The sequence below is a fragment of the Salinibacter sp. genome, from assembly GCF_036626415.1.
GTDB lineage: Bacteria > Bacteroidota > Rhodothermia > Rhodothermales > Salinibacteraceae > Salinibacter.
The window spans coordinates 1-5,725 of record NZ_JAZKRW010000161.1 but is presented as its reverse complement, the minus strand read 5'-3'; the positions used below and the strand labels follow the sequence as shown (position 1 = coordinate 5,725).

The 5,725-nt window shown below is 68.7% G+C and carries 4 protein-coding genes; 3 read left to right on the top strand and 1 reads right to left on the bottom strand.

What is annotated here, in order from left to right; translation table 11 throughout:
* Both V5A20_RS12865 and V5A20_RS12860 read left to right on the top strand, forming a co-directional pair.
* A partial coding sequence (locus V5A20_RS12865; RefSeq protein WP_332327513.1) for a T9SS type A sorting domain-containing protein occupies window positions 1–2,599 on the top strand: 2,599 nt, incomplete at its 5' end.
* A gap of 13 nt (window positions 2,600–2,612) precedes the next feature.
* Window positions 2,613–3,215, top strand: coding sequence for a hypothetical protein (locus tag V5A20_RS12860; protein ID WP_332316857.1), 603 nt, complete (start codon window positions 2,613–2,615; stop codon window positions 3,213–3,215).
* Between the two features lie 33 nt (window positions 3,216–3,248).
* On the opposite strand, the gene V5A20_RS12855 is transcribed toward V5A20_RS12860, so the two are convergent.
* Complete coding sequence (locus tag V5A20_RS12855; protein WP_332316858.1) at window positions 3,249–5,168, bottom strand: TonB-dependent receptor plug domain-containing protein; 1,920 nt, start codon at window positions 5,166–5,168, stop codon at window positions 3,249–3,251.
* A gap of 211 nt (window positions 5,169–5,379) precedes the next feature.
* Here V5A20_RS12855 and V5A20_RS12850 point away from each other — a divergent pair, with 211 nt between their 5' ends.
* A complete protein-coding gene (locus V5A20_RS12850) occupies window positions 5,380–5,721 on the top strand; it encodes a rhodanese-like domain-containing protein (protein ID WP_332316859.1) in 342 nt (113 codons plus the stop codon).
* Window positions 5,722–5,725 lie beyond the last annotated feature (4 nt).

The following is a 5,725-nucleotide window of genomic DNA, read 5'->3' as shown; positions in this document are numbered from 1 at the left end:
GGGCTGGCGGCGATGTTGGAATCTGTTTCTCTCCACTCGGCCGTACGTTCTCGTGCACACGCTCCGGCTGTCCGTTCTGGTCCTCCTCGGGGGCCTCGCCGTTCTCGGGGTCCCCGCGGCCATGGCACAGGCCCCGAGCATAACCGCGCCGATTGCTCCTCGGGTGCAGGATGCCGCCCCGCAGGTCCGGCAGCGCGTGCACCAGGCCCTCCGCGCCTCCGCCACTCGGCCGCATCACAAGGATGGCCCCCTTTCCCCCATCGGGGCGGACCTCGCGACGCTTTACTACCAGCACGACGCGGGCGGGGGCCCGGCGGTTCGGCAACTCTTCGGCGGCACGAAGCGGCTGCATCAGGCCCCGAGGGCCCGCTACCACACCCCCGTCTCGCGGGACGGCCAGTCCGTGACGGTCACCGCCGTCGCGACGGACGGGGAGGGCCTCTTGGCCGACCTCCGGGGACTCGGCCTGGAGCGAGGCACGAAGGCGGGCTCCACCGTCTCAGGCCGCCTGCCCATTTCGGCCCTAAAAGACGCAGCCCAACTTCCCTCCCTCCGGGGCATGGTGCCGGCCTACGCCCAGGTCCATGCCGGGAGCGTCGGCTCGGAGGCCGACACGGCCCACCACGCCGTCGAGGGGCGGGCCGACCTCGGCGTGGACGGCAGCGGGCAAAAGGTGTGCGCGTTGTCGGACAGCTACGATCGGAGCTCCACCGCCGCCACCTCGGCCCAGGACGACATTGCATCGGGCGACCTGCCAGGGCCGGGCAACCCGGCGGGCCGCACCACGCCCGTGGACGTGCTCAACGACAGCGAGCCGGGCAGCGACGAGGGGCGCGCGATGCTGCAGCTTATCCACGACATCGCCCCCGGCGCCGAACTGGGCTTCCACACGGCGTTCGGCGGCATCGCCACCTTCGTGGACGGCATTCGCGCCCTGGCCGACCCCAACAAAGGCGACTGCGACATCATCGTCGACGACGTCCGGTACAACACCGAGCCGTTCTTCCAGGACGGCCCCATCACCAACGTCGTGGACAGCGTGGCCGATGAGGGCGTCGCGTACTTTTCCTCCGCCGGCAACGACGGCCAGAACTCCTACCAGGACGGCTTCCGCGACTCCGGGAAACAGGGCGTCATCAGCAGCGGAGCCGTGGCCCACGACTTCGACCCGTCCGGCAGCGCAGTCGACACGCTCCAGCGGATCACCGTCCGATCGCTTGGGACCTTTCGCATCTTTACGATGCAGTGGACCGACCCGTCGGCCCTCGTCGACGGGTCCGCGGGGGCGGACACCGACCTCGACGTGGCCCTCGTGAACGACACGCTCGGCATCGTCGCCCAGTCTGCCCGCGACAGCGACGCCATCGGCCTCCCCGTGGAGGGGGTTCTGGAATACACAAATCTCGGGACCATCGACGCCAACCAGGACGGCGTGGCGGACTCGACGTACCACCTCGTCATTGAAAAGGCTGCGGGCCCCAACCCCGACGGCGTGAAGTACATCTATTCTGGGTCCAATTTTGAGATCGAAGAGTACGACACGCTCGGCCCCACGGTCTACGGTCACCCCATGGCCGAGGGCGCCATGGCCGTCGCCGCGGCGCCGTTCTTCAACACCGCGGCGTACAACCCGAACGTCGACCCGGCCGTGCTGGAGCCCTTTTCCTCAAAAGGGGGCATCAAAATCCGGTTCGACGAGACCGGCACGCCGATCCTGGCGCCGGAGGCCCGCGAGAAGCCCGACCTCACCGGGACCGACGGCATCGACAACACCTTTTTTGGCACCGACTCGGCCTACGACACGGACACGTTCCCCAACTTTTTCGGGACCTCGGCGGCGGCTCCGAATGGGGCCGCCATCGCGGCGCTCGTCCGGGAGGCCAATCCCGGCTTCTCTCCCGCCGAGGTCTACGACCAGCTCGAAACGAACGCCCGGGACGTGACGATGCGCCAGACCCGGGACGGGGACGAAGTGGCCGTTCCCTCGGGCGTTGATTTCTGGAGCGGGCACGGGTTTATGCAGGCCACCGCCGCGGCCCTGCCCGTGGAGCTGGCCGACTTCGAGGCGGTGGTGGCCGGAGAGCGCGCTACGCTCACCTGGACCACGCAAAGCGAGACGAACAACGCCGGGTTCGGAATTGAACACAAGCACGGCGACGACTCGTTCGAGACCATCGCCTATGAGGAGGGCGCCGGCACAACCACCGAGCCACGCTCGTACCGCCACCGCACTGACCCGCTCGCCCCGGGCGTCCACACCTTTCGGCTCCGGCAGGAAGACCTCGACGGGTCGACGACCTACAGCAAGGAGATTACGCTCACACGCGCCCTCTCCACGACGCACAGCGTGTCTGCGGTCACCCCGAATCCAATCACCGACGAAGGCGCTGTGTCGGTCGTCGTGGGAAAGCCCCAGGATGTGCGGGTCGAGGTCTACAACGTGCTCGGCCAGCGGGTGGCGCTCCTCCACGATGGTCCGCTGACCGCCGACGACCCCAAGACCCTGGCGCTGGGGGACAATCTGCGGAGCGGCGTGTATTTCCTTCGCGTCACCGGCCCCTCCTTCACCGCCACCCGACAGTTCGTTCGCGTCCGATAGTGGGCCCTCCCCTATGCCGTCCTCGTCGCTGTTGCCAACCGGTCTGATCCTCCTGCTCGCCACGGTTCTCATTCCGGCCCCGAGCCCGGCCCAGCCCCTGTCCGACAGCCTCCGGGCGGAGGCGCTCCGGGACTTCCACGGGCCCGACCGGACGGGCAAAGACGGACCGCTTGCCAAGGCCGGCCTGGACCTGCTGCTGCTCTACCACGAGTACCGGGCGTTTCGGCGGCGAGAGGGAGGGGCATCCTTCTCGCCGAGCACAACCGACGCTTCCGTGAGCGACGGCTACGTGACCATCGACGCCATCGCCACGACGTCAGCCGAGCAGCTGCGGGCGGACCTAGCCGCGCTCGGACTCACAGACGGGGCCGTCGCCGGACGGGTGGTGTCGGGCCGGCTGCCCATTGCGCAAGTGCCTGCCCTCGCCCAGGTGGGGTCGCTACGGGGCGTCGTTCTGCCGCGGGCGAAGACGCAAGAACGCAACGGCCCGCCCCGCCCACGGCCCCAGCGCTCTGTCCAGCGCTCCCCCTCGCTGCCCTCCGACGGGTCCAATCCGGGGAGGCCTCTCTTCCTCGGCGTCGCGCTCGGGGCTCTTCTCCTTGCCGAGGAGGCGTAGGGGGGCGCTGTCCATCGCCGCCGCGGCCGTCCGCTACAGCGCCACCTCCGCCCCGACCAGCAGCGTGCGGCGCGGCAGCGGCGCGTCGAAGATCTCGCTGTACTGCCGGTCGAAGGCGTTTCGGAGCTCGACGGACAGCGTGGTGCGGGCCCCGGAGAGGCGCGTGTCGTAGGCCAGCCGGCCGTGCACCACCCCGTATCGGTCGGTCGCCAGGGGCGCGTCGCGGAGCCGGTCCTTCCATCGCCCCTGAAGGCCCAGCGTTACGGCCCCGGCCCGCACCGACGCGCTGCCCTGGAGCTGGTGACGAGCCGCGTCGAGGCCGTACTTGTAGTCGGAGGGGGGCCTCTGCCCGTCGAGGCTGGCGTCGAGGAGCGTGTAGGCCGCGTCGAGGCTGAGGCCCACGGCCCCAAGGGTTCGGTCGAACGACAGCTCGGTCTCGAGGCCCGTGGTGGTGGTCCGGTCCAGGTTTTGGGCCTCGAACACTCGTTCCGCCTCGTTCCGGAGATAATCGATGGCGTTGTCGGTGGTGCGGTGAAAGCCCGTCGCGGAAAGGGACAGGTTCGCCGGCAGGCGTACGTCCACCCCGGCCTCCCCCGACCAGGCCGTCTCGGCGGTGAGGGCGGCGTTGCCCTGGTTGCTGGGCGAGTTGATAAAGCGTTCCACGTAGTTGGGGGCCCGCACCACGCGTCCTCCCCCCGCGCGGACGGTGGCGGGACCGACATTGTACGCCAGATAGAGCTGCGGGGTCGGCTCCGTCCCGTACGTCGGGTCGTAATCGACACGCGTGCTCTGGTTGATCGTGAGGCGGGACGTCGCACGCCAGCGCAGGCTCACGAAGGCCCCGATGGACTGGTCGCCGTGCACCCCGTCCCGATTGCTATCAACCCCGCGGAGCTCGGCGGAGGCCCCGCCGGTTGCCCGGACGTCGCCCCACGTGTGGGAACCTTGCCCCTGCACGCGGAGGCGACGACTGGTGTGGGTGTTGGCGCCCACGTTGGGATTGTACGTGTAGCGGTCGCGGTGCTGCTTGCCGAAGAGCTGTACCTGCCAGGGCGTATTGCCCTCGCCGGAGCTCGCCAGGCGGCTCTGCAGCCAGAAGGTCGAGGTGGCCTCTCGGGCCCGGTCCGTGCCAAAGTCCGTGTAAAAGTGGTACGCCCCGAACTCCCGATCGTCCACCCCGGCCCGGGTGTAGAGCGTCGCGGTTCCCACGTCTCGGGCCACCGCGGCGGTCACCGCCCGTCGCTCGAAGTCCGTCTGCACGGTGCTAGACAGGTCGGTCGTCCCCTCCGGATCCACCGACACCCTCCGCCCATCGCTTCCCTGCACCGAGGCCGCCGCACTCGCGGCCGTCTGCTCGCCCGCGATGCGGGCCGCCGCCCCCACGTCGTAGAAGTTGTTCTTCCCGTACCGGCCGTCAACCTGAGCCGTAGTTCCCTCTTCTGAGGCGTCCTCTCTGCGCAGGGCCGTCTTTGTGATGAGGTGCACGACCCCTCCGAGCGCGTCGGGCCCGTAGAGGGCCGTCGCCGGGCCGTGGAGCACCTCGACCCGGGCGATCTCCGAAAGGGGCACCGGCAGATCCATCAGGAAGTGCCCCGTGTACGGATCGTTGAGCCGGGCGCCGTCGAGCAACAGAAGGACGCCGTTGAACGTGGAGCCGCGCATCGTGAGGTCGCTCTGCACGCCGAACCCGCCCCGGCTTTTCACGTCCAGCCCCGCCGCGACATTGAGCAGCTGGTCCAGGCTGTTGACGGACAGGGACTGGATGTCCTGCTGCGTGTACACGTCCACCCGACGGCCCGTCTCCTGCGCCGCCGAGGCCACGCGAGCGGCTGTGACCACCACGCTGTCGGGCATTTGCACACGGAACGCCACGTCGGACGTGTCTTGGGCCCGGACGGGCGCGGCGAGCAACACGACGAGAAGGCACGGAAGGAACAGCCGGGCGGGACGCATACAGAGGTGGGAATGAGTGCAACGATGGACCGGCGGCGCCCAACGACTGCCCTGACGGGCGGATCCGCCCCCCGCTCCGGAAATTCCTTGAAGACATGTAACACCTCGCCTCTCTGCACTCACAGAGGATCCTGTGCTGGGCACTTCCGATTTTACGGCGTCCTGCTCAGGCACATGTTCGCTGTCTCACCGCATTTTTCTCCTTGTGGATATGCCCGACACACTGACCACCATTTCCGCCGACGACCTCAAAGACGCGCTCGAAGGGGAGCGCCCGCCGGTCGTCATCAATACATTGCCCCAGGACGTCCACGTGGCGAAGCACATTCCGGGCTCCATCAACGTCCCGGTCGACGATATCGAGCGGGTCGAAACGCTCGTGCCCAACAAGGACGAGCCCATTGTGGTGTACTGCGCCAATGCCGACTGCACCGCGTCCCTCAAGGCCGCACAGGCCCTGGAAGAGAGGGGCTACACGAACGTGATCGACTTTGAGGACGGCTACGCCGGATGGCGGCGGGGCGGCTACCCACTGGTCGGCGAGGAGAGCTAGCCGC